General features: G+C 61.0%; 19 protein-coding genes. 15 read left to right on the forward strand and 4 right to left on the reverse strand.

Annotated features, from left to right (window positions below):
* Positions 1 to 6 precede the first annotated feature (6 nt).
* From ACTJK9_RS18965 to ACTJK9_RS19015, 11 genes are all read left to right on the forward strand, one after another.
* Complete coding sequence (locus ACTJK9_RS18965; RefSeq protein ID WP_440815427.1) at positions 7 to 1,350, forward strand: aryl-sulfate sulfotransferase; 1,344 nt, start codon at positions 7 to 9, stop codon at positions 1,348 to 1,350.
* 379 nt (positions 1,351 to 1,729) lie between these two features.
* Positions 1,730 to 2,551, forward strand: coding sequence for an energy transducer TonB (locus tag ACTJK9_RS18970; RefSeq protein WP_440815430.1), 822 nt, complete (start codon positions 1,730 to 1,732; stop codon positions 2,549 to 2,551).
* Positions 2,552 to 2,596: 45 nt separating this feature from the next.
* On the forward strand, positions 2,597 to 3,322 hold the full coding sequence (locus tag ACTJK9_RS18975) for a MotA/TolQ/ExbB proton channel family protein (protein ID WP_011331927.1): 726 nt from the start codon (positions 2,597 to 2,599) through the stop codon (positions 3,320 to 3,322).
* A 1-nt stretch (position 3,323) separates the two neighbouring features.
* Positions 3,324 to 3,725: an ExbD/TolR family protein gene (locus ACTJK9_RS18980; protein ID WP_003220570.1), complete on the forward strand. Its 402-nt coding sequence runs from the start codon at positions 3,324 to 3,326 to the stop codon at positions 3,723 to 3,725.
* A gap of 169 nt (positions 3,726 to 3,894) precedes the next feature.
* Positions 3,895 to 4,476, forward strand: coding sequence for an alpha/beta hydrolase (locus ACTJK9_RS18985; protein WP_007952774.1), 582 nt, complete (start codon positions 3,895 to 3,897; stop codon positions 4,474 to 4,476).
* A 56-nt stretch (positions 4,477 to 4,532) separates the two neighbouring features.
* Complete coding sequence (locus ACTJK9_RS18990; protein WP_085611220.1) at positions 4,533 to 5,465, forward strand: sigma 54-interacting transcriptional regulator; 933 nt, start codon at positions 4,533 to 4,535, stop codon at positions 5,463 to 5,465.
* A gap of 166 nt (positions 5,466 to 5,631) precedes the next feature.
* Entirely contained in the window at positions 5,632 to 6,429 is a 798-nt protein-coding gene (locus ACTJK9_RS18995; RefSeq protein ID WP_011331930.1) for a MetQ/NlpA family ABC transporter substrate-binding protein, read from the forward strand.
* A gap of 462 nt (positions 6,430 to 6,891) precedes the next feature.
* Positions 6,892 to 7,557, forward strand: coding sequence for an amino acid ABC transporter permease (locus ACTJK9_RS19000; protein ID WP_440815434.1), 666 nt, complete (start codon positions 6,892 to 6,894; stop codon positions 7,555 to 7,557).
* Entirely contained in the window at positions 7,538 to 8,197 is a 660-nt protein-coding gene (locus ACTJK9_RS19005; RefSeq protein WP_007952770.1) for an amino acid ABC transporter permease, read from the forward strand. The genes ACTJK9_RS19000 and ACTJK9_RS19005 overlap by 20 nt, the downstream gene beginning before the upstream one ends.
* On the forward strand, positions 8,194 to 8,991 hold the full coding sequence (locus ACTJK9_RS19010; protein ID WP_440815438.1) for an amino acid ABC transporter ATP-binding protein: 798 nt from the start codon (positions 8,194 to 8,196) through the stop codon (positions 8,989 to 8,991). The genes ACTJK9_RS19005 and ACTJK9_RS19010 overlap by 4 nt, the downstream gene beginning before the upstream one ends.
* Positions 8,988 to 9,866 (forward strand): transporter substrate-binding domain-containing protein, encoded by an 879-nt coding sequence (locus tag ACTJK9_RS19015; protein ID WP_440815441.1) that lies wholly within the window; start codon positions 8,988 to 8,990, stop codon positions 9,864 to 9,866. The genes ACTJK9_RS19010 and ACTJK9_RS19015 overlap by 4 nt, the downstream gene beginning before the upstream one ends.
* Here the strand turns inward: ACTJK9_RS19015 and ACTJK9_RS19020 are convergent.
* Positions 9,863 to 11,023: an AAA family ATPase gene (locus ACTJK9_RS19020; RefSeq protein WP_064592687.1), complete on the reverse strand. Its 1,161-nt coding sequence runs from the start codon at positions 11,021 to 11,023 to the stop codon at positions 9,863 to 9,865. The genes ACTJK9_RS19015 and ACTJK9_RS19020 overlap by 4 nt on opposite strands.
* Before the next feature lie 144 nt (positions 11,024 to 11,167).
* Here ACTJK9_RS19020 and ACTJK9_RS19025 point away from each other — a divergent pair, with 144 nt between their 5' ends.
* The 3 genes from ACTJK9_RS19025 to ACTJK9_RS19035 are packed head-to-tail and all read left to right on the forward strand — an operon-like array spanning position 11,168 to position 16,382.
* Positions 11,168 to 12,271, forward strand: coding sequence for an efflux RND transporter periplasmic adaptor subunit (locus ACTJK9_RS19025; RefSeq protein ID WP_011331936.1), 1,104 nt, complete (start codon positions 11,168 to 11,170; stop codon positions 12,269 to 12,271).
* On the forward strand, positions 12,268 to 13,332 hold the full coding sequence (locus ACTJK9_RS19030) for an efflux RND transporter periplasmic adaptor subunit (RefSeq protein ID WP_085611216.1): 1,065 nt from the start codon (positions 12,268 to 12,270) through the stop codon (positions 13,330 to 13,332). The genes ACTJK9_RS19025 and ACTJK9_RS19030 overlap by 4 nt, the downstream gene beginning before the upstream one ends.
* Positions 13,329 to 16,382: an efflux RND transporter permease subunit gene (locus ACTJK9_RS19035; protein ID WP_085611215.1), complete on the forward strand. Its 3,054-nt coding sequence runs from the start codon at positions 13,329 to 13,331 to the stop codon at positions 16,380 to 16,382. Before ACTJK9_RS19030 ends, ACTJK9_RS19035 begins: the two co-directional genes overlap by 4 nt.
* Before the next feature lie 26 nt (positions 16,383 to 16,408).
* Here ACTJK9_RS19035 and ACTJK9_RS19040 read toward each other — a convergent pair whose 3' ends face one another.
* Positions 16,409 to 17,038, reverse strand: coding sequence for a class I SAM-dependent methyltransferase (locus tag ACTJK9_RS19040; RefSeq protein ID WP_440815446.1), 630 nt, complete (start codon positions 17,036 to 17,038; stop codon positions 16,409 to 16,411).
* A 216-nt stretch (positions 17,039 to 17,254) separates the two neighbouring features.
* Between ACTJK9_RS19040 and ACTJK9_RS19045 the strand changes: the two genes are divergently transcribed.
* Positions 17,255 to 18,658, forward strand: coding sequence for a hypothetical protein (locus ACTJK9_RS19045; protein WP_440815449.1), 1,404 nt, complete (start codon positions 17,255 to 17,257; stop codon positions 18,656 to 18,658).
* A gap of 30 nt (positions 18,659 to 18,688) precedes the next feature.
* Here ACTJK9_RS19045 and ACTJK9_RS19050 read toward each other — a convergent pair whose 3' ends face one another.
* Together ACTJK9_RS19050 and ACTJK9_RS19055 are read right to left on the reverse strand one after the other, a co-directional pair.
* Complete coding sequence (locus ACTJK9_RS19050; RefSeq protein WP_007952752.1) at positions 18,689 to 19,333, reverse strand: methionine ABC transporter permease; 645 nt, start codon at positions 19,331 to 19,333, stop codon at positions 18,689 to 18,691.
* Complete coding sequence (locus ACTJK9_RS19055; RefSeq protein ID WP_440815452.1) at positions 19,323 to 20,447, reverse strand: methionine ABC transporter ATP-binding protein; 1,125 nt, start codon at positions 20,445 to 20,447, stop codon at positions 19,323 to 19,325. The genes ACTJK9_RS19050 and ACTJK9_RS19055 overlap by 11 nt, the downstream gene beginning before the upstream one ends.
* Between the last annotated feature and the right edge of the window lie 2 nt (positions 20,448 to 20,449).

Consider the following 20,449-nt stretch of genomic DNA (forward strand, 5'->3'; position numbering starts at 1 on the left):
TGCATCATGTTGCGCATCAAAACCGCTTTACCGGTGTTGTTGTCCGGCGCAGTGCTCAGTGCCGGGGCGCTCGCCGCCCCCAGCGTCTACCCCACCGGCGTCACCCGTTACGATCCGGCCAAGGCCTTCAATCAATATGTGATCTTCAGCGGTGCCGACAAGCAGACGCACCTGATCGACATGAACGGCAACGAGGTGAAGAGCTGGCCGCAGTCGGGTTTCCCGTCGGCGATCATCGACCCGCAACTGGTCGGTGGCGAGCGCGGCCACGTGTTGCTGCAACTGAGCGAAAAGGATCCGGGCAAGCTCGGTTCCGCCGGCAATGGCCTCGGCAATCAGAGCATCGGCGAGCTGGACTGGAATGGCAAAGTCGTCTGGCAGTGGGGCGACAAGGCCCCCGGTGGCGCCGCGCAACAGCATCACGATCAGCGTCGCCTGAGCAACGGCAACACCGTGGTGCTGGCGAACAAGGTGCACAAGGTCAAAGGCTTCAAAGTGCCCGAGGTGATTGACGATGCGATCTATGAAGTCAGCCCCGCCGGCGAGGTGAAATGGCAGTGGCTGGCGTCGGACCACTTGAACGAATTCGGCTTCACCGCCGAGCAGTTGAAGCTGGTTCGCGCCAGTGAAAATCCGGATTACCTGCACATCAACAACCTCAGCCTGGTCGGGCCGAACAAGTGGTTCGATGCCGGCGACAAGCGCTTCAACCCGGACAACCTGCTGATCGATTCGCGCAACGCCAACTTCATCGCGATCATCGACAAACACAGCGGCAAGGTGGTCTGGCGTCTGGGGCCGAATCTGCCGCTGGCCAATCCGAAAACCGCGCAAAAAATCCCGCGGCCGGTGGACCAGTTCGTCGGCCAGCATGACGCGCACATCATCCCGGCTGGATTGCCCGGCGCGGGCAATCTGCTGGTGTTCGACAACCAGGGTTCGGCGGGTTACCCGAACGTCACGCTGGGGCTGATTTCCGGTTCGCGGGTGCTGGAGATCGACCCGGTGAAAAATGAAATCGTCTGGCAGTACAGCGCGGCGAATTCAAAGCAGCCGGGGTGGGCGTTCTACAGCTCGTTCATCAGCAGCGCGCGGCGCTTGCCCAACGGCAATACGCTGATCGACGAAGGCATGAACGGGCGGTTTTTCCAGGTGACGGCCAGTGGTGAAAATGTCTGGGAATACGTCAGCCCTTATCTGGGCAAGGCACCGGGCAGCGACGCGATCAGCAACTGGGTCTATCGAGCCCTTCCTGTAAGTTATGACTGGGTGCCGGCAGGAACGCCGCGCTCGGAGACGGCAGTGATTGCGCCGGCCATCGGCGTGCAACAGACCAATGCCAGTCGTTAGTTATCAGGATTATTCAGCGCCGAACCAAGACCGTTGAGCTTGTGAAGCAATAAGAAATTCAGTCATCGAAGGCCGATGCATTAAACATGCATCGGCCTTTTTGTTTGCTTTTTTTCAAGATCCGATGCCTTGGATGAATACTTTTTATGCCGCGAAAGCATGTCGATTTCGGCGAGTCGCTGGAAGCCTTGCAGGCCGCGGCTATGGCGGAAATGACCGTTTCATATATTCCATAAACGTCTATTCATAACATGAAAGATTACTTTCGGAGATAAGCCGCTGGCCCAATGATTGACCCATCGATCACGCCGTGGGGGATTCAACAAGCGGCGAATCGGCTAAGCGAAAAAAACGCAAAGAGACCGCAGGGAGTAAATCAATGGGCAATGTCCAGACCGCCGCCAGCGCACAGGAGGTGCTGTGGCGCCAGGCGCCGAGCGGCGAGTTGGTCGATCTCGGCCGGCCCCATCGCGTGCCGTTGGGGCAGCTGCGTTTGCAGCGCGCGCCCAAGGGCATTCTGAGCCGCCGCGAAACGATTCTGCTCGGCGTTCTGGCGCTGGTGGTGCACGGCGCGGTGATCTACTGGATCAACCAGCATCCGACGCCGGCGCTGCCGATCGTGCCGCCGGAAATTCCACCGATGACCATCGAGTTTTCGCGCCCGGCGCCACCGGCACCACCTGTAGTTGTGCCGCCGCCACCGGCGCCTGTGGTCGAGCCTCCGCCGCCGGTGGAAGACGAATTGGCAACCAAGCCGCCACCGAAGCCGAAGCCGATCCCCAAACCGAAACCGGTGGCCAAACCCGTACCGAAACCTGCGCCAAAAGCGGTCGAGCAACCACCGGCGCCGCCACAACCGGCCGCCCCGGCCGCCCCGGTCGCCGCGCCAGCGCCACCTGCACCACCGGCGCCTGCTCCGGTGACGCCGGCCTCGGCCAACGCCGCGTACCTGAAGAACCCGGCGCCGGAATATCCGTCGCTGGCCCAGCGTCGCGGTTGGGAAGGCACGGTGTTGCTGCGGGTGCACGTGTTGGCCAGCGGCAAACCGGGCGAGATCCAGATTCAGAAAAGCAGTGGCCGGCAACAACTCGACGACGCGGCGCTGGGCGCCGTGAAGCGCTGGAGCTTCGTGCCGGCCAAGCAGGGTGATGTCGCCCAGGACGGCTGGGTCAGCGTACCCATCGATTTCAAGATTCATTAAACCGAAACCAATTTCGCGCTAAACGTTTACACGAGGGAACACATCATGACGTTACTGGCATCTCCACTGGAATCCATCGAAAGCGCGGTGATCTGGCTGCTGGTGGTCTTCTCTGTCGCTACCTGGGGCCTGGCATTGCTCAAGGCTGTGCAGTTCGGCCGGTTGAAGGCGCAGGACCGCAAATTTCACAAGCGCTTCTGGGCGGCGTCGAGTCTGGACTCCGCCGCCGAGTTGAGCGAAACCCAGCCCGGCGCGGCAGCGCGGGTGGCACAGGCCGGTTATGCGGCGATACAAGTGGGCGAGGCGCCGCAGGCCAATGACCTGAGCCAGGCGATCAACCATCAGGATCGCCTCGAACGTGCCTTGCGTCAGCAGATCGTTCGCGAGCGGCGTTCGCTGGAAACCGGTCTGGCGGTGGTCGCGAGTATTGGCAGCACCTCGCCGTTCATTGGTCTGTTCGGCACGGTGTGGGGAATCATGGAAGCGTTGAAAGGCATCAGCGCGGCGGGCTCGGCGAGCCTGGAAACGGTCGCAGGACCGATCGGTGCAGCGCTGGTCGCCACTGGTGTGGGGATCGCGGTCGCGGTGCCGGCGGTGCTGGTTTACAACTACTTTTTGCGTCGTCTGAAACTGACGGCGGCGGACCTGGACGACTTTGCCCACGACTTCTACAGCCTGGCGCAAAAAAGCTCGTTCCGCGTGCTGATCCACCCGACCGCGCACAAGGCTGCGGCCCAGGGCAACGCAACAAAAGTGAAGGAGGCGTCCTGATATGGCCTTCTCCACGCAAGACAGCGACGAGGTGCTGAGCGAGATCAACGTGACGCCGCTGGTGGACGTGATGCTGGTGCTGCTGGTGGTGTTCATCGTCACCGCGCCGCTTTTGACCAACGCGATACCGATCAACCTGCCGAAGACCGAAGCGGTGGCGCCGGTCGAGCAGAAAGACCCGTTGGTGGTGAGCATCGACGGTGCGGGAAAACTGTTTATCAACAAGGACGAAATCCAGCCGGATCTGCTGGAATTCAACCTCAAGTCGGCCAAGGCCAAGGACCCGGAAGTGCGCGTGCAATTGCAGGCGGACGACGGGGTGAATTACGGCGAAGTGGCGCGAGCCATGGCTTCGATTGAGCGGGCGGGCATCACCAAGCTGTCGGTGATCACTGCACGATAGGGGTTTCACGTTTTTCCGGGGCCGTCTCCTTGGCAGGGTGCGGCCCCTTTTTTTGCCCAATGCTTAATATTCTTTTCGGGTCTTAATAAATAGCTTCTTATTCCTTAACGAATATAAATCCCGTCCCTATACTCGTTCAGGAACAGACACGACGCAGGAGAGCTCCCCCATGCGCAACGAATCAATCCGTTATCTGATTGTGCCGGGCTGGCAAGGATCGCCAGAAGATCATTGGCAAACCCACTGGCAGAACAGCCTGCCAAACAGCGCGCGGGTGGAGCAGGCCGACTGGCTGACACCGCGTCGTGAAGACTGGGTCGCGGCGCTGGCCGAGGCGATTGCCGCCGACAGCTCGCCGGTGATTCTGATCGCGCACAGCCTGGGCTGCATCACCGTGGCGCACTGGGCGGCCACCGCGCCGCTGCATCATTTGCGTCAAGTGCGCGGGGCATTGCTGGTGGCTCCGGCAGATGTCGAGCGCCCGGCCTGCGTGCCGGCGCTGCGCAATTTCGCGCCGATCCCGACCGATCTGCTGCCCTTCCCGAGCCAGGTCGTCAGCTCCGACAACGACGCCGCCGTCAGTGCGCCGCGTGCGCTGGAGCTGGCGCGCAACTGGGGCGCCGAGGCGGGGATTCTCGCCGGCGCCGGCCATATCAACGTGAAGTCCGGGCATCAACGCTGGGAGCAGGGATTCGCTTATCTGTATCGCCTGCAAAACCGCATGGAACACCACGCCCGGCGCCGTGCCTGACCACTTTTGTTTTTTCAACGCCCCCGTCTCCCGGCGATTTGGGGCGGGAGTCTGCCATGAGTTTTGAAACCTTTGGCCAGCCGTTGCTGACCTTTCCCGATGCGGAAAAAAGTCCCCTGAGCATCCGCGCCAAGGCGCTGGTGTTCGTCGATCCACGCTCGCGCCAGTTGCGCGAGGAAATGGCCCAACTCGCACCGCGCTCGATCTCGGTGTTGATTCGCGGCGAGACCGGCACCGGCAAGGAATTGCTCGCCCGCCACATCCACCGCGCCAGTGATCGCAGCGGGCTGTTTGTCTCGGTCAATTGCGGGGCGATCAGCCCGACCTACGCCGATGCGGAGTTGTTCGGCTACGCCGCCGGCAGCTACAGCGGATCGGCCAGCAGTCGCGCCGGCTGGTTCGGCTCGGCCAACGGCGGCACCTTGTACCTGGACGAGATCGGCGACCTGCCGCTGCCGATCCAGATCAAATTGCTTTCCGCCCTGGAAAACCACGAAGTCACCCGCGTCGGTGCGCATCAACCGAGCCCGGTGGACGTGCGCCTGGTGGCGGCGACCAGCATCGATCTGGCCCAAGCGGTGGCGGCGGGGAAATTCCACGAGCGTCTTTATCACTATCTCAGCGAAGGGCATCTGGAACTGCCGGCATTGCGTGCGCGGGTCGGCGACATTCTGTCGTTGGCCGAGTACTTCCTCGGCATCTACAGCCAGCGCCTGGATCTTCCGGTGCCGCTGATCAGCGAAGCGGCGCAACAGGTGCTGGAGCAACACAGCTGGCCGGGCAATACCCGGGAGCTGGAAAACGTCATTCATTTTGCGTTGCTGGTGAGCACCGGCGACGAAATCCTGCCGGAGCACCTGAACCTGCCCGAGGTGTCTGGGCCGCTGGTTCAGATCGAACGTCAAGTGGCGAACATCAGCCTCAACGGCACTGCCGACGAACGTAAGGCATTGAAAGAATTGCTGTTGAGCCTGAGCGAGGCGTTGTAACCATTTTCTTCAACATGAACAAAATGGAATATGAAGCTGAATAAACGTTATTGTCCGGGAATAAAAAATCCCGGTATTGTCCGCTTCACGCCAGCAGTAGCACATCGCTGGCACATGTATTAATGCCGTCGTCGATGACGACCGTGATTTTCGATAAGGACACTGCATGAAAAAGGTTCTGTTGTTTACCGCATTGGCGGCTGCTCTGACTGCTTCCCTGGCCCAGGCCGGCGAGAAACTGGTGGTGGCCGCGACGCCGGTGCCGCACGCCGAGATCCTCGAATTGATCAAGCCGACCCTCGCCAAAGAAGGCGTGGATCTGGAAATCAAGGTCTTCACCGACTACGTACAGCCGAACGTACAGGTGGGCGAGAAGCGTCTGGACGCCAACTACTTCCAGACCAAGCCTTACCTGGACAGCTTCAACGCCGGCAAATACAAGGACGACAAGGCCAAGTACCTGGTGACCGTGCAAGGCGTGCACGTTGAACCGTTCGGTGGCTACTCGAGCAAGTACAAGACCCTGGCTGAACTGCCGGACGGCGCCACCATCGCCATTCCGAACGAAGGCAGCAACAGCGGTCGCGCTCTGATCCTGCTGCAGAAGGCTGGCCTGATCGAACTGAAAGATCCGAAGAACGCCCTGGCCACGCCGAAAGACATCGCCAAGAACCCGCACAACTTCAAGTTCAAGGAACTGGAGTCGGCCCTGCTGCCGCGTGTTCTGAAAGAAGTCGACCTGGACATGATCAACACCAACTACGCGCTGGAAGCCAAGTTGAACCCGACCAAGGACGCCCTGGTGATCGAAGGTGCGGATTCGCCTTACGTGAACTTCCTGGTTGCCCGTGAAGACAACAAGAACAGCGACGCCATCAAGAAACTGGCCGCTGCCCTGACCAGCCCTGAAGTCAAAGCGTTCATCGAGAAGAAGTACAACGGCGCGGTACTGCCGGCGTTCTGATCCGACGCAGCAGCAACCCCCTTCAAGGTTGAAAAAAAACGCCGATGACCAGCGATGGTCATCGGCGTTTTTTCTTGCGTGTGGCTGACTCAGGCAGCGCTGGTTTTCAGCGCCCTGCGCAAAGCCACCAGCCATTTCACGAAATCCTGCGGGTCCGGTCGCTGCGGCACTTTTACGTCCATGTTCTCTTCCTTGTTATGAGTTCGGCCGGGGAGTCTGGCCAAAAGCTGTTCGTCCTTGGAGGGCTTTCATGAAAAAAAGATCCGTCCTACAGCGAAAGGAAAAATAGCCTTCTTATTCTGTCGGGACAAACCCGCAGGATAGTTTTTTGCGTGATATCAATATGCTTTAACGGTATTTAAATTCTTTTTCTTATACCTTTAAAGTCGGTGCCTGCCGGACAGTTACCCGCTGTCCATGGACTGCAACACCGCCGCTTACCGCGCGGCGTCAGGATGTTTCATGACCTTCGATTACGCATTTATCCTCAGCACCCTGCCGGCGTTTCTCAAGGCCGTGGGCGTGACGCTGCAGGTCGGTTTGATCGCCATTGGCACCTCGCTGCTGGTGGCGTTGCTCAATGCGACGATTCTGGTGTTCCGCACGCCTTACCTGCAAAAACTGGTCGGCCTGTATGTGGAGCTGGCGCGCAACACACCGCTGCTGATCCAGCTGTTCTTCGTCTACTTCGCGTTGCCGGCCCTGGGAGTCAAGGTTTCGGGATTCACCGCCGCGATCATCACCATGACGTTTCTTGGCGGCGCCTACCTCACCGAAGTACTGCGCGCCGGCGTCGATGCGGTGCCCCAGGCGCAGCTTGAGTCCGGTCGCTCCATCGGTTTGTCCCACGGCCAGTTGCTGCGCTACGTGATCCTGCCGCAGGCGGGAATCCTCAGCCTGCCGTCGCTGTTCGCCAATTTCATTTTCCTGCTCAAGGAGACCACCGTGGTCTCGGCCGTGGCGGTGCCGGAAATTCTCTACACCACCAAGAGCTACATCGCGCTCTACTACAAAACCTATGAAATGCTCGCCGTGCTGACGCTGATCTGCGTGCTGCTGTTCCTGCCGCTGTCGCTGCTGTTGAGCCGTCTGGAAAGGAGGCTCCAGCATGGCCAGTTCGGGTCTTGAACTGCTCTGGGTGTCGTTGCCGCAATTGGCCAAAGGCGCCGGGCAAACCCTGTCGATCTCGTTCCTGAGCATCGCCATCAGCACCGTCGGCGGCGTGCTTTACGGTGTGCTGCGCACGCTCAACGTGACGTGGCTGAACGCGCTGCTGCGCATCTATCTGGAACTGTTCCGGGCGATCCCGGTGCTGGTCTGGTTGTACCTGCTGTTTTTCGGCTTGCCGATTTTCTTCGGCCTGAGCCTGCCGAGCTTCTGGTGCGCGGTGCTGGTGCTGTCGCTGTGGGGCGCCAGCGAGGTCGGCGAAGTGGCGCGCGGTGCGCTGCATTCGTTGCCGCGCGGGCAGCGTGAGGCGGGGCTGTCGATCGGCCTGAACGCGGCGCAGCTCTACGGTTACGTGCTGCTGCCCCAGGCGCTGAAACGCATGACGCCGCCGACCATCAACGTCTATACGCGGATCATCAAGACCAGTTCGCTGGCGGTGCTGATCGGTGTGGTGGATGTGATCAAGGTCGGCCAGCAGATCATCGAGCGCACCTACGAATCGGTGCTGATCTACGGCGCGCTGTTTCTGTTTTTCTTTTTCATCTGCTACCCGCTGTCGGCCGCCTCGCGCGTGCTGGAGCGGCGCTGGACGCAAGCATGAGCGCATTGATCGAGTTTCAGGGTTTCAACAAATTCTTCGGCGAACAGCAGGTGCTCAAGGGCATCGACCTGCAAGTGAAATCCGGCGAAGTCATCGTCATCCTTGGCCCCAGCGGTTGCGGAAAAAGCACACTGCTGCGTTGCCTCAACGGTCTGGAAACCGCCCACAGCGGTCACCTGAAATTCGCCGGCCGTGAATTGCTGGACAAGGCCACCGACTGGCGCGAAGTGCGTCAGCAGATCGGCATGGTGTTCCAGAGTTATCACCTGTTCCCGCACATGAGCGTGCTCGACAACCTGCTGCTCGGCCCGCTGAAAGTGCAAAAACGCCAACGCCGCGAAGCACAGCAACAAGTCGAAGCGTTGCTCGCGCGCGTCGGCCTGTCGGACAAGCGCGACGCCTTCCCGCGCCAGCTCTCCGGCGGCCAGCAGCAACGCATCGCCATCGTCCGCTCGTTGTGCATGAACCCGCGGGTCATGCTCTTCGACGAAGTCACCGCAGCCCTTGATCCGGAGATGGTCAAGGAAGTGCTGGAAGTGATTCAGGGCCTGGCCCGCGAAGGCATGACCCTGTTGATCGTCACCCACGAAATGGCCTTCGCCCGCGCGGTGGCCGATCGCATCGTGTTCATGGATGGCGGGCGCATCCTTGAGCAGAACCCGCCCGAGCTTTTCTTTACGAACCCGCAAACCGCACGCGCGCAGCAGTTCCTGGAGAAGTTCTCCTACGTCGAAGCGCTGACTTCAACGACTTCGCCCACAACGTCTCAAACCAAGGAACTGGAACTGCCATGAAAACTGCCAAAGCCTTATTCGCACTACCGCTGATCAGCCTCGCGCTGCTGGTCGGCTGCAACAAGACCGAAGAACCGGCCAAGCCGAAAGTCGCCAGCGAAAGCACCGCGCCGGCCGGTTACCTGGACAAGATCAAGGCCCGCGACAAGCTGATCGTCGGCGTATTCACCGACAAGCCGCCGTTCGGTTTCGTCAACGAAGCGGGGCGTTACGTCGGCTTCGATACCGACATCGGCCGTCAATTCGCCAAGGATCTGCTGGGCGATGAAAACAAGGTCGAGTTCGTGGCCGTGGAGCCGGCGAGCCGCATTCCGTTCCTGCAAAGTGACAAGGTCGACCTGATCCTCGCCAACATGACCGTGACTCCGGAGCGCAAGGAAGCGGTGGAATTCACCAACCCGAATCTCAAGGTCGCGGTGCAGGCGTTGGTGCCACAGAACAGCGAGGTGAAAAAACTCGACGACCTGGCGAGCCGCACCACCATCGTGACCACCGGCACTACCGCCGATATCTGGCTGACCAAAAACCATCCGGACTGGAAACTGCTGAAGTTCGAGAAAAACTCCGAGTCCCTGCAAGCCCTGGCCAACGGCCGTGGCGATGCCTACGCGCAGGACAATCTGGTGCTGTTCAGTTGGGCCAAGCAGAACCCGGGCTACCGTGTGCTGGACGAAAAACTTGGCGCCGAAGCGCCGATTGCGCCGGCGGTTAAGAAGGGCAACATCGAATTGCGCGATTGGGTGAACGCGGAGTTGGCCAAGCTGGGGGAGGAGAAATATCTGCTCAAGCTGTATGACCAATATGTGCGTAAAGAGCTGAGTGATGACACCAAGCCTGAGAGCGTGATTGTCGAAGGCGGGAAGTGGCAGGGCTAATCAGGCCAGTTCCACGCCGGTTCATCCAGAACCCTCTGCCCGACGATCTCCGTCTGGCCGAGGGTTTTTTCCAGCACGATGCAATTGCATTCCGGGTCTTCCTGCAACGCCGAAATCAATCGTCGGGCGTGGGACACCACCCACACCTGACACTGCTCTGACACTCGGATGATCAGGCGCGCCAGCGCCGGCAGCAGATCTGGGTGCAGGCTGGTTTCCGGTTCGTTCAGCACCATCAGCGACGGCGGGCGTGGCGTCAGCAGCGCGGCGACCAGCAGCAGATAACGCAACGTGCCATCCGACAGTTCCGCTGCCGACAACGGCCGCAACAACCCTTCCTGAAAGAACTCGATGGCGAAGCGCCCGCCCGCCAGCGGTGCGATGTTCAGCCGTGCGCCGGGAAAGGCGTCGCTGATCGCCGCCTGCAACGCCTCGGGATCGCCGATCTCGCGGATGGTCTGCAACGCAGCCGCCAGATCGCGGCCATCGTGATGCAGCACCGGCGTGCGCGTGCCCAGTTGCGGCTGGCGCACCGGGGCGTCGGCGTCACTGCGAAAGTGATCGTAGAAGCGCCAGCGGCGGATGAACTCGCGCATCTGGAACACCTCCGGCGAGGTGCGCAGGCTGCCGACCTGATCGAACAGGCTGTCGAAGTTTGGCGTGTGCTGGGCCAACACATCCCAGCTGCGACCCTCACGGGTGCGGATCATCGGCCCGTCGCGATCCACCAGCAGACTGGCCGGACGATAGAGCGGCCCGGCCCAGATGCATTCCTTTTTGATTTCCGGGTCGAGGGAAAAGAACGAGAGGCTCGGTTCCGGCAATCCAAGAGCGATCGAATAGCTGAAATCTTCCCCGGCAAAGCCCAGACGCAGGCGTTTGACGCCCTGGCGCACGGTGGACTGGATCGGCACCTCGCCGTTGCGCATGCGCCGGCTGATGGTTTCCGGCCCGGCCCAGAACGTCGAGTCGAGCCCGCCCTCACGGGCCAGCGCATTGACCACGCCGCCCTGAGCGGTTTCCGCCAACAGCCGCAGTGCCCGGTACAGGTTGGACTTGCCGCTGCCGTTGGGGCCGGTGATCAGGTTCAGACGGCCCAGCGGAATCACCAATTTATTGATCGAGCGGTAATTGGCCACCGCGAGGGTCTTGAGCATGAAAATCCTTCTTGAGTGCCCCGAAATCCGGGTCAGGATACTCCCTGCACAGAAATGCATATATCGGCCGGACGAAGGTTGAACCCTGTTCTAAGCTCACAGTCGTATCGTCACTTGCACGTTCGTACACAGGAAGGAGTCTGCATGGCGAGTCCCGGATTGAAAACAGCGGTCATGCTGAGTCTGTTCGCTTTGTTGAGCGCGTGCGGCGAGAAAAAGGCCCCTGCCGAATACCTGCCCCGGGTCTTCGTGCAGGAGGTGAACCCCGCCAATTACGCCGCCGCCGTGACCCTCACCGGCGATGTTCAGGCCCGCGTGCAGACCGAACTGTCGTTCCGGGTCGGCGGCAAGATCATCCAGCGCATGGTCGATGTCGGTGACCGCGTCTCGGCCAAGCAAGTGCTGGCCAAGCTCGATCCGAAGGATTTGCAGACCAACGTCGATTCCGCCCAGGCTCAGGTAGTGGCCGAGCAGGCGCGGGTCAAACAGAGCGCCGCCGCGTTCGTCCGCCAGCAGAAACTGTTGCCCAAGGGCTACACCAGCCAGAGCGAATACGATTCGGCGCAGGCCGCATTGCGCAGCAGCCAGAGTGCCTTGAGCGCAGCGCAGGCGCAGTTGGCCAACGCCAAGGATCAATTGAGCTATACCGCGCTGATCGCCGATGCGCCGGGCGTCATCACTGAGCGTCAGGCCGAAGTCGGTCAGGTGGTTCAGGCCACGGCGCCGATATTCAGCCTGGCCCGTGACGGCGACCGCGACGCCGTGTTCAACGTTTATGAATCCCTGCTGGCCGAACGCCCGGCGGAGCGTTCGATTGTCGTCAGCCTGCTCGACAACCCCGCCATCAAGACCACCGGCACCGTGCGTGAAATCACCCCGGCGGTGTCCGCGCAGTCCGGCACGGTGCAGGTCAAGGTCAGCCTCGACAGCCTGCCGCAGGGGATGCAGCTGGGCTCGGTGGTGAGCGCCACGGCCAAGGGCACCGGCAAGTCGGCCGTTGAATTACCGTGGTCGGCGCTGACCAAGAACGTCAGCGATCCGGCGGTGTGGATGGTCGACGACAAAGGTGAAGCGCAGTTGCACAACGTCACCGTCAGCCGCTACCTGATCGGCAAGGTCATCATCAGCGAGGGCCTCAAGGGCGGGGAAAAAGTCATTGTCGCGGGTGGGCAGTTGCTGCATCCGGGCATGAAGGTCGAAATAGCCGAAAACACCTACAAGGATCTGCAACCGGGAGCACAGCCATGAAGCGTCTGGGGCTGTTATCCATTGGTGTGTTGCTGGCCGCCTGTTCGAAAAGCGAGCCACCGCCGGAGCCGGTACGGCCGGTGTTGTCGGTCAAGGTCGAAGCGATGAGCGAGGAAAACCTCGGGCGTTTCGCCGGCAGCATTCAGGCGCGCTATGAAAGCAACACCGGTTTTCGTGTCGGCGGGCGCATTGCCAGCCGCAACGTCGATGTCGGCACCGAAGTGCAGAAGGGCACGCTGCTCGCCACCCTCGATCCGTCCGACCAGCAGAACCAGTTGCGTTCGGCCCAGGGCGATCTGGCCAGGGTTCAGGCACAGCTGATCAACGCCCAGGCCAACGCCCGCCGTCAGCAAGCGCTGTTCGACCGGGGCGTGGGGGCGCAGGCGCAACTGGACATTGCGATGACGGACCTGAAGACCACCCAAGCCTCGCTGGATCAGGCGCGGGCGGCGGTCAACCAGAGCAAGGATCAACTCGATTACACCCAGCTACGCTCGGACCACAAGGCGGTGGTCACCGCGTGGAATGCCGAGGCCGGGCAAGTGGTGACGGCGGGCCAGCAGGTGGTGACCCTGGCGCAACCGGACATCAAGGAAGCCGTGATCGATCTGCCGGACACCCTGGTCGATGAGATCCCGTCCGACGTGGTGTTTCTGGTGGCCGGGCAGCTCGACCCGAGCATCAACACCACAGCCACCCTGCGCGAGATCGAACCCCAGGCACAAAGTGCGACGCGCACCCGCCGCGCACGGTTGACCCTGGCCAATACGCCCGACGGCTTTCGCCTCGGCACCGCGATCAGCGTCACCCTCAGCTCGGCGATCAAGCCGCGTATCGAATTGCCCGTCACCGCGTTGCAGGAGGTCGACGGAAAAGCGCGGATCTGGGTCATCGACACCCAGAGCAAAACCGTCAACCCGCGCGACGTCAGCGTGATCAGCCGCACCGATAGCAGCGTTGTACTTGCGGGGGGCGTGAAGAACGGCGAGCGTGTGGTCAGCGCCGGCGTCAACAGTCTCAAACCCGGACAATCCGTGAAACTTGACGAGGACAGTCAATGAAAGGCTCTTTCAATCTCTCCGAATGGGCCCTCAAGCATCAGTCTTTCGTCTGGTATCTGATGTTCGTCGCATTGCTCATGGGGGTGTTCTCCTACTTCAATCTGGGGCGCGAGGAAGACCCGTCGTTCACCATCAAGACCATGGTGATCCAGACCAAATGGCCGGGCGCGACCCAGGAAGAAACCCTCAAGCAGGTCACCGACCGCATCGAGAAAAAACTCGAAGAACTCGATTCCCTCGACTATGTGAAAAGCTACACGCGCCCCGGCGAATCGACGGTCTACGTGTACCTGCGCGATACCACCAGCGCCAAGGACATTCCGGAAATCTGGTACCAGGTGCGCAAGAAGATCGACGATATTCGCGGGCAGTTTCCCCAAGGCATTCAAGGGCCCGGGTTCAACGACGAGTTCGGTGACGTGTTCGGCTCGGTGTACGCCTTCACTGCCGACGGCCTGACCATGCGCCAGTTGCGCGATTACGTGGAACAGGCGCGGGCCGAGATCCGCAATGTCCCGGGGCTGGGCAAGATCGAAATGATCGGCCAGCAGGACGAAGTGATTTACCTGAACTTCTCCACCCGCAAACTGGCGGCGCTGGGCATCGATCAGCGTCAGGTGGTGCAGAGCCTGCAGTCGCAGAACGCCGTGACTCCGGCCGGTGTCATCGAGGCGGGCCCGGAGCGGATTTCTGTGCGGACTTCGGGCCAGTTCGCTTCGGAGAAAGACCTGGCCGAGGTCAATCTCAAGCTCAACGACCGCTTCTATCGCCTGGCAGATGTTGCCGACATCACTCGCGGTTACACCGATCCGGCCACGCCGGAATTCCGCTTCGACGGCAAGCCGGCGATCGGGCTGGCGATTGCCATGCAGAAGGGCGGCAACGTTCAGGAGTTCGGCAAGGCCCTGCACAAGCGCATCGATGAACTGACCGCGGATCTGCCGGTTGGCGTGGGTGTGCACACGGTGTCCGATCAGGCCGTGGTGGTGGAGGAGGCCGTTGGCGGCTTCACCAGTGCCTTGTTCGAAGCGGTGGTGATCGTGCTGGTGGTCAGCTTCATCAGCCTCGGCGTGCGCGCCGGGCTGGTGGTGGCGTGCTCGATCCCGCTGGTGCTGGCGATGGTGTTTGTGTTCATGGAATACAGCGGCATCACCATGCAGCGGATTTCCCTCGGTGCTCTGATCATCGCCCTCGGCCTGTTGGTGGACGACGCGATGATCACTGTGGAAATGATGGTCACGCGCCTGGAAATGGGCGAGAGCAAGGAGGAGGCGGCGACGTTCGCCTACACCTCGACCGCGTTCCCGATGCTCACCGGTACGCTGGTGACGGTCGCCGGTTTCGTCCCCATCGGCCTCAACGCCAGTTCTGCCGGCGAGTACACCTACACGCTGTTCGCGGTGATTGCCGTGGCGATGATCGTGTCCTGGATCGTGGCGGTGTTCTTCGCCCCGGTGATCGGCGTGCACATTCTCAGTACCAACGTGAAAGCCCATGAAGCCGAACCGGGGCGCGTTGGCCGCGCATTCAACGGCGGTTTGCTGTGGTGCATGCGCAATCGCTGGTGGGCCATCGGCATCACCGTGCTGTTGTTTGTGCTGGCGGTGTTCTGCATGCGTTTTGTGCAGAATCAGTTCTTCCCGTCCTCGGATCGACCGGAAATCCTGGTCGACCTCAACCTGCCGCAAAACGCCTCGATCGACGAGACCCGCAAGGCCGTCGACAAGCTCGAGGCCACGCTCAAGGGCGACGCGGACATCGTGCGCTGGAGCACCTACATCGGCCAGGGTGCGATCCGTTTCTACCTGCCACTCGACCAGCAATTGCAGAACCCCTACTACGCGCAACTGGTGATCGTCAGCAAAGACTTCGAAGCCCGCGAGGCCCTGAGTCAGCGCCTGCGCGAACGTCTGCACAAGGACTTCGTCGGCATCGGCAGCTACGTGCAGGCGCTGGAAATGGGCCCGCCGGTAGGGCGTCCGATCCAGTACCGGATCAGCGGCAAGGACATCGACCAGGTGCGCAAGCACGCCATCGACCTGGCGACTGAACTGGACAAGAACGAGCACATCGGCGAGATCATTTACGACTGGAACGAGCCAGGCAAAGTCCTGCGAATCGACATCGCCCAGGACAAGGCGCGCCAGCTCGGGCTGTCGTCCGAAGACGTGGCGAACCTGATGAACAGCATCGTCAGTGGCGCGCCGTTGACCCAGGTCAACGACGACATCTACCTGATCAACGTGGTCGGTCGCGCGGTGAGTTCGGAACGCGGTACGCCGGAAACCCTGCAGAACCTGCAGATCGTCACGCCCAACGGCACGTCGATCCCCTTGCTGGCCTTCGCCACGGTTCGTTATGAGCTGGAGCAGCCGCTGGTGTGGCGTCGTGACCGCTTGCCGACCATCACCATCAAGGCGTCGGTGCGTGACGAAATTCAGCCGACCGACCTGGTGAAACTGTTGAAGCCGTCCATCGACGCGTTCGCCGAAAAACTGCCCGTTGGCTACAAGGTCGCCACCGGCGGTACGGTCGAGGAGAGTGGCAAGGCCCAAGGACCGATTGCGAAAGTGCTGCCGTTGATGCTGTTCTTGATGGCGACGTTCCTGATGATCCAGCTGCACAGCGTGCAGAAGCTGTTCCTTGTGGCCAGTGTCGCGCCGCTGGGGTTGATCGGCGTGGTGCTGGCGCTGGTGCCGACCGGTACGCCGATGGGCTTCGTGGCGATCCTCGGGATTCTGGCCTTGATCGGCATCATCATCCGCAACTCGGTGATCCTTGTGACCCAGATCGACGAGTTCGAGCGCAAAGGCTATGCGCCGTGGGATGCGGTGGTGGAAGCCACCGAGCATCGACGTCGCCCGATCCTGCTGACCGCCGCCGCGGCGAGCATGGGCATGATCCCGATCGCCCGGGAAGTGTTCTGGGGGCCGATGGCCTACGCGATGATCGGCGGGATCGTGATTGCAACCCTGCTGACGCTGCTGTTTCTGCCGGCGCTGTATGTCGCCTGGTACAAGATTCGCGAGCCGAAAAAAGAGGCGCAGTAAGGCGAGCGCCTTGCGCTCATCGCCAACTACACGGTTTTGCGCCAGACACTCGCCAGCCAAGGCTGTTGCTCACGCGGCAGCCCCGCCGGCCGGTAGTAATGCTCAAGTTCGACAAACCCGGCAGCGGTCAACAATCCGCGCCAGGCTTCAAGATCGTGATACGAGCCATAACGCGGCCCGTTCCAGCCCTCACGGTTATCCCCACGCGGATTGGAGCTGAACAGCACGCCGCCCGGCTTCAATGTCCCGTGCAGCTGCTTCAGGACCCTTGGCAACTCCTGCAACGGCACATGAAACAGCACCGCATTGGCGAAGATGCCGTCGAAGCGTTCTGCCGGCAGATCCAGCTTCAGAAAGTCCTGACACCACACTTCACAACCACTGTCGTCCCGCGCCATCTGCGCGAATTTTTCCGCGCCGTCGAGGCCGACGGCGACGTGTCCCATCCTGGTGAATGTCTGCAAATCCCGCCCCGGCCCGCAGCCGAAATCGAGAATGGAAAACGGCGCCTCACCCTGGATGTGCCGCAACAGGGCGTCGATGTTCTGGCTGACATCGTGATCGCGGGTGCCTTCACGAAAACCCTCGGCCACCGAGTTGTAGTGGCCGAGGGTGGTAGAGGTGATCTGTTCAAGATCGGTGGGGGTCTGCTTCATGGTCGTCATGGGCTGAAAGGAAGATCGGCAGACTATAAGCGCTTTCGCGGTTCAGAGGATCCAGATCCGGACAAAGCACAAAACGCCGGCTCAAGTGCAATACACATTTACCGCACCTGACCGTTCCCGATCGGTTGCAATAGCGCCCACGCGATAGACGACTAGCGCGATGTCTGCCCGATTTTTTCAGGGGGATTTACTCAACAAGGATTTTTCATGGGCAATACTCGAAAAACCTCCACCACGTCCTCCAGCCACAGCCTGGCAGACGCCATTGCACTGCGTAAAAGATCCGGTGCTGACTTTCCCGAGTACGAACCTGCGCACAAGAGTTTTCGGGACATGGATCAAACGGATGTGGAGGCCGTTCGCCAACCGGATATGCCAGACGCCGCAGTCATTGTTTCATCCCTGCCGACCGCCGAGATCCTGTCGGGTCGTTTCGGGGGCAGGACGCTTGCGGACTATCGCCTGAAAGCGCCGGCCACCCTGCCTGTGCCTGATGCCCTGGGGTTGAGGGTTATCAAGGGACGCACGTTCGTCGATGTCGCCCCCGGCGAGATTGTCCAGGTTCGGCAAACCGCAGCGGGCGGTGAATATCGCGCGACCTTGATGTCCGAGTGGACGGCTTCGGGACCGGTCCTGTTCTTCGATCCGCACAGCAAGATATGGTCGCCGGAACGGGCTCGGTCATCCGGCAACGCAGGCAATGTCATCGATATCGACATCGATGAGCTCATCCGCAATATCAGGAAAGATTCGGAAAAGCACAGTCGGGTCCACACCGGTATTGATGACGCGATCGAGCACGAGACAGCAAAGGAAGCCACGCTGACTGCACGGGGGCTGAAGCAGTTTCCACTGGATCAGGCTGCGATGGTCCGCACTGAGTTGCGAGTGGTCGAAAGCGTTTTCGCTGATGCCGTTCACGCCATTGGCATGAAATACGACGGTGCGAGCGCGGTTTACGAAAGTTTTTTTGGGGCAGGGCACCAGGCCGTGGCGCAGCAGTTTTCTGACTCGGTGGCGCGAGGTCTTGCGCTTTCCAGGGAGTACCAAGGGACCTGGGGCGAGGAAAAATTCTTCGCAGTGGAGACTGAAAACAACAGCGCCGCCTGGATGTACAAGAAGGATTTTCATGGCCGGTTCTTCCTCAACCGCAAGTACATGCAGCAGGAGATTCTAGGCATGTCCCTGGGCCATGAAATGCTGCACACCAACCGCATCGACCGCTTCAGGACCATCGGTCCCAACGCCGCGGATTTCTTCTATCTGGGTGACAGCCAGCGTGGTTTGCTGAGTCTGGAGCCGCTGACCGTCTACGACATTCCGGAGCGCAGCGTTTCCGAAGTGATAATGCGCGGTGGATTGACAGTCGAGTACGTGAACGCTTTTACGGACGATCACGACAACCTGCTGTTCGGGATCAGTGATTATCTGGGGATCGGCGACGATCTGGATCTTCAGACGGCGGTCGGCCTGTTCAATGCAAATCCGGCGCTGCGCGCGCATTTGGCCGCGAACAACGCCGACAGCATTGTTTACGCGGCAAAAAGCATGCAGGCGCTGCATCGAAGCAAAACGGAATACGCGTGGCTCGACAGCCTGATCGATGATTGATGCCGGGGAGGGCAGCGCTCATCGATTGTTCTAGCGCTTGTTCAGCCCCCGCGCCAGACGATCGCCGCCCAGCTGAATCAGCGCCACCAGTGCCACCAGCAGCACGATCACGGTCAGCATGATCTGGCTGTCGAAGCGCTGATAGCCGTAGCGATAGGCGATGTCACCCAGACCGCCGGCGCCAATCGCTCCGGCCATGGCCGAGGAGTTGATCATCGTCACCAGGGTGATGGTGAAACCGCCGACAATCCCCGGCAGCGCCTCGGGCAGCAGCACATGCCAGACGATGTGCCAGCGCCGGCAGCCCATGGCCTGCGCGGCTTCGATCAGGCCGTAGTCGACTTCACGCAGGCTCACCTCGGCGATACGCGCAAAGAACGGCGTGGCCGCGATGGTCAGCGGCACGACGGCCGCCCACACGCCGTAGGTGGTGCCGACGATCAGTCGGGTGAACGGAATCAGCGCGACCATCAGGATCAGAAACGGGATCGAGCGAAACAGGTTCACGAACGCACCCAACGCGCGATTGAGCACCGGTGCTTCGTAGATCCCGCCCTTGTCGCTGGTGACCAGAATCACTGCCATCGGAATACCCGCCAGCAATGCGATCAGCGACGACACGCCGACCATCAGAAACGTGTCGATAAAACCCTGCAGCAAGCGATCAAACCACATAACCCAGCACCTCCGTGCGTTGTGCCCATTGCCCGGCGCGCTCACGCAATTGCTCGGCATTCAGCTGCGAACCCGCGACCGCCAGCAACAGTTGCCCGAGCGCATGGCCCTGAATCCGTTCCACGCCGCCCTGGAGCAATTTCACCCGGCCACCGAGCGCGGCGAACAGCGCGGCCAGATCCGGTTCGTCCTGCTGGCTGCCGGTGAACTGCAAACGCAGCACCACAGATGCATCGGGCGACGACGGTTGTGCCTGCAAACGGCTTTGCAATTCTTCGGGCAAGGCGTGTTGCAGCGGCGCGAGCAAGGTCTGGCTGACCTCGTGCTGTGGGTTGCCGAACACTTCCCAGACCGGGCCCTGCTCGACGATGCGGCCGTGTTCGAGCACGACGACGCGATCGCAGATTTCCCGGATCACCGCCATCTCGTGGGTGATCAGCACGATGGTCAGGCCCAGGCGTTTGTTGATTTCGCGCAGCAGGCCGAGGATCGATTGAGTGGTTTCCGGATCGAGGGCTGATGTGGCTTCATCGCAGAGCAGAATGTCCGGGTCATGCACCAGCGCGCGGGCGATGCCGACGCGCTGTTTCTGCCCGCCGGACAGCTGCGCCGGATACGCCTTGTGCTTGGCTTGCAGGCCCACCAGCTCTAACAGTTCGCGAACCTTTTTCTCCCGCTGTTCTTTCGGGACGCCGGCGACTTTCAGCGGCAGTTCGACGTTCTGCCACACCGTTTTCGCCGACATCAGGTTGAAGTGCTGGAAGATCATGCCGATCCGTCGGCGCAGGGCGACGAGGCGATCTTCGTCGTACTCGCCGATGTCCACTTGATCGATCAGCACCCGGCCCGAGGTCGGTTGTTCGAGGCGATTGATGGTGCGGATCAGCGACGACTTGCCGGCGCCGCTGCGGCCGATGATGCCGAACACTTCACCGCGCTGGATCGCCAGGTCGATGCCTTGCAGGGCGGCGACCGGGCCTTGTTTGCCGTCGTAGGTTTTGCCGAGCCCGACGAAGCGCACATGAGCGCGATTCAGTTCAGGATGCAGTTCGGTGCGCTGTGCCAGCGCGGGTGGCTCTGGAAGATCCAGTCGCCGTTGGATGGCCGCGGTCATCC

Source organism: Pseudomonas sp. 22082 (assembly GCF_052046055.1).
In the GTDB taxonomy this organism is placed as follows: domain Bacteria; phylum Pseudomonadota; class Gammaproteobacteria; order Pseudomonadales; family Pseudomonadaceae; genus Aquipseudomonas; species Aquipseudomonas pharyngis.

What these genes read in the sequence shown, in the direction of transcription:
- ACTJK9_RS18965 (WP_440815427.1), top strand. Translation starts at nt 7, where the DNA reads ATGTTGCGCATCAAAACCGCTTTACCGGTGTTGTTGTCCGGCGCAGTG.
- ACTJK9_RS18970 (WP_440815430.1), top strand. Translation starts at nt 1,730, where the DNA reads ATGGGCAATGTCCAGACCGCCGCCAGCGCACAGGAGGTGCTGTGGCGC.
- ACTJK9_RS18975 (WP_011331927.1), top strand. Translation starts at nt 2,597, where the DNA reads ATGACGTTACTGGCATCTCCACTGGAATCCATCGAAAGCGCGGTGATC.
- ACTJK9_RS18980 (WP_003220570.1), top strand. Translation starts at nt 3,324, where the DNA reads ATGGCCTTCTCCACGCAAGACAGCGACGAGGTGCTGAGCGAGATCAAC.
- ACTJK9_RS18985 (WP_007952774.1), top strand. Translation starts at nt 3,895, where the DNA reads ATGCGCAACGAATCAATCCGTTATCTGATTGTGCCGGGCTGGCAAGGA.
- ACTJK9_RS18990 (WP_085611220.1), top strand. Translation starts at nt 4,533, where the DNA reads ATGAGTTTTGAAACCTTTGGCCAGCCGTTGCTGACCTTTCCCGATGCG.
- ACTJK9_RS18995 (WP_011331930.1), top strand. Translation starts at nt 5,632, where the DNA reads ATGAAAAAGGTTCTGTTGTTTACCGCATTGGCGGCTGCTCTGACTGCT.
- ACTJK9_RS19000 (WP_440815434.1), top strand. Translation starts at nt 6,892, where the DNA reads ATGACCTTCGATTACGCATTTATCCTCAGCACCCTGCCGGCGTTTCTC.
- ACTJK9_RS19005 (WP_007952770.1), top strand. Translation starts at nt 7,538, where the DNA reads ATGGCCAGTTCGGGTCTTGAACTGCTCTGGGTGTCGTTGCCGCAATTG.
- ACTJK9_RS19010 (WP_440815438.1), top strand. Translation starts at nt 8,194, where the DNA reads ATGAGCGCATTGATCGAGTTTCAGGGTTTCAACAAATTCTTCGGCGAA.
- ACTJK9_RS19015 (WP_440815441.1), top strand. Translation starts at nt 8,988, where the DNA reads ATGAAAACTGCCAAAGCCTTATTCGCACTACCGCTGATCAGCCTCGCG.
- ACTJK9_RS19020 (WP_064592687.1), bottom strand. Translation starts at nt 11,023, where the DNA reads ATGCTCAAGACCCTCGCGGTGGCCAATTACCGCTCGATCAATAAATTG.
- ACTJK9_RS19025 (WP_011331936.1), top strand. Translation starts at nt 11,168, where the DNA reads ATGGCGAGTCCCGGATTGAAAACAGCGGTCATGCTGAGTCTGTTCGCT.
- ACTJK9_RS19030 (WP_085611216.1), top strand. Translation starts at nt 12,268, where the DNA reads ATGAAGCGTCTGGGGCTGTTATCCATTGGTGTGTTGCTGGCCGCCTGT.
- ACTJK9_RS19035 (WP_085611215.1), top strand. Translation starts at nt 13,329, where the DNA reads ATGAAAGGCTCTTTCAATCTCTCCGAATGGGCCCTCAAGCATCAGTCT.
- ACTJK9_RS19040 (WP_440815446.1), bottom strand. Translation starts at nt 17,038, where the DNA reads ATGAAGCAGACCCCCACCGATCTTGAACAGATCACCTCTACCACCCTC.
- ACTJK9_RS19045 (WP_440815449.1), top strand. Translation starts at nt 17,255, where the DNA reads ATGGGCAATACTCGAAAAACCTCCACCACGTCCTCCAGCCACAGCCTG.
- ACTJK9_RS19050 (WP_007952752.1), bottom strand. Translation starts at nt 19,333, where the DNA reads ATGTGGTTTGATCGCTTGCTGCAGGGTTTTATCGACACGTTTCTGATG.
- ACTJK9_RS19055 (WP_440815452.1), bottom strand. Translation starts at nt 20,447, where the DNA reads ATGACCGCGGCCATCCAACGGCGACTGGATCTTCCAGAGCCACCCGCG.